This is a genomic window from Streptomyces sp. NPDC051018, from assembly GCF_044456085.1.
In the GTDB taxonomy this organism is placed as follows: domain Bacteria; phylum Actinomycetota; class Actinomycetes; order Streptomycetales; family Streptomycetaceae; genus Streptomyces.
Genome location: NZ_JBITFN010000047.1, coordinates 1 through 1,860, shown reverse-complemented (window position 1 = coordinate 1,860; position 1,860 = coordinate 1). Strand labels below are relative to the sequence as shown.

Below are 1,860 nucleotides of genomic sequence, written 5' to 3'. Positions count from 1 at the left end.
CCGCCGGCGGCGGGCCACCTACAACCGCTACGGCGGGGTGCGGCACCTGTTCGCCGCCCTGGACCTGGCCAGGGACAAGCTCTACGGCCACATCAGAAGCTGTTGTCTTTCCGGACTTGATCGCCGTGTTGTTGCTGGTCAGGCATGGTGCCGGGATTTCCGTGGAAGGCAGAGCACGTCGTGTCAGCGTTGCTGTGGAGGTGCGGGATGCCGTCGGTGATCGGGCTGCTGGAGGAGCGGGAACGAGCTGCCGCTCAGCGGGTGGAAGTACTGCGGACCGAGGCGGACCGGGTGCTGGCCGCGTTGCGGGAAGCGGAACTCGACTGGGAGCGGTTCGTCGTCTCCCGGGAGACTGTGGTCGAGGTTCTCTCCGGCCCGGATGGTGTGGCGGAGGCTGACACGTCGGCGTCCGGGGATCCTGAACCGTCGCCGTCGCCGTCGCCGTCGCCGTCGCCGTCGCCGTCGCCGTCGGGTGCGGTGCCGGGGTCGGTGGTGCCCGCATGGTGTGAAGGGCTCGTGGTGTCGGTGCTGTCGCCGGAGTATCAGCGGATCATGACGGTCCTGATCGCTGCGGAAAGGGCGCTGTTCTGCAAGGAACTCGCCTTTGAGCTCGGGGTGGAGCCGGTGGCGGCGAAGGCGGAGGGAGTGCGGTCGAAGGCGAACCGGCTGGTGCGGCAAGGGTGGTTGGTCAAGGAGCCCTCGGGCCGGTTCGGGCTCAGGGCCGGCGTGCGAGGCGGCGGGTCATGAGCATCGTCATCGACCACAGGATCATCGCCTCGCTGGAGTCGCACCGGCGCTCGTAGTCGCGGGCCAGACGCCGCGAGCGCAACAGCCACCCGAAACTTCTCTCCACCACCCACCGTCTCGGCAGCACCACAAACCCCTTCACGTCGTCACTGCGCCTGACGACCGTGACGATCAGCTGCAGCACGGCCAGGGCCCAGGTGACCAGCACTCCTGTGTAGCCCCCGTCGGCCCACAGCTTCGTGATCGTGGGGAACCGCTCCCGCAGCGCGGGCAGCATGTCGGCGGCGGCCTGCCGGTCGGTGACATGTGCCGGCAGCACCCGGATCTGCAGGAACAGGCCGATCGTGTCGCAGATCAAGTGCCGGCGCCGGCCATTGATCTTCTTGCCGCCGTCGTAGCCCCGGCTGTCGGCCCCCACCACCGCGTCCGCCTTCACGGACTGTGAGTCGATCACCGCGGCCGTCGGCTCCGGATCGCGCCCGGCCCCCTCGCGTACTTTCCCCCGCAGCCGGTCGTGGAGCTCACCGATCAGCCCGGTCCGACGCCAGCGCCGCCAGAAGGCGTAGACCCGGTCCCAGGCGGGGAAGTCGACCGGCATGTCGCGCCACTTGATCCCGTTGTCGACGACATAGAAGACCGCGTCCAACATCACGCGGTGGCAGTAGCCCTCCGGCCTGCCGCCCCGGCCCTCCATCCACGCCGGCACCGGCAGCAGCGGCCGGATCTCCTGCCACTCGGCATCCGTCAGGTCCGTGCCGTAGACCCGAACCCGGTCGGGCTGGTCGGCCGCGTTCCCGAACCGGTGAACGAGGCAATCGCACACCCCGCCGGACGAGTTGAACCCAGCAGCTTCGACCGCGTACAACGGTGACAACAGGGCCTCCTGGCACTACTCGGTGTCTCAGCAACTCCGAACTGCACCGGAGGCCCTGTCTTCATGCACGACCACCCCAGAATCACCCGCCCCGAGGGCCACTTTCGATCACACCGCACTCAAGATCGATAGGACAACGTCTTCTCAAGCCGGTCAAGCGCCGCACCCAGTTCCTAGAGTTCTGCCGCTACCTGCGCAGCCTCTACCCGGCCGACGTCCGGATCGCGATCGTGGCCGAC

The 1,860-nt window shown here is 68.3% G+C and carries 2 protein-coding genes and 1 pseudogene; 2 read left to right on the top strand and 1 reads right to left on the bottom strand.

Going from position 1 to position 1,860, the window contains the following annotated elements:
* Positions 1-97 (top strand): annotated as a pseudogene (locus tag ACIBCM_RS35230) (transposase); the annotation flags it as partial.
* A gap of 110 nt (positions 98-207) precedes the next feature.
* Complete coding sequence (locus ACIBCM_RS35225) at positions 208-747, top strand: hypothetical protein (RefSeq protein ID WP_399250526.1); 540 nt, start codon at positions 208-210, stop codon at positions 745-747.
* On the opposite strand, the gene ACIBCM_RS35220 is transcribed toward ACIBCM_RS35225, so the two are convergent.
* Positions 716-1,621 (bottom strand): IS5 family transposase, encoded by a 906-nt coding sequence (locus tag ACIBCM_RS35220; RefSeq protein ID WP_399250524.1) that lies wholly within the window; start codon positions 1,619-1,621, stop codon positions 716-718. The two genes, ACIBCM_RS35225 and ACIBCM_RS35220, sit on opposite strands and share 32 nt — an antisense overlap.
* Positions 1,622-1,860: the final 239 nt, after the last annotated feature.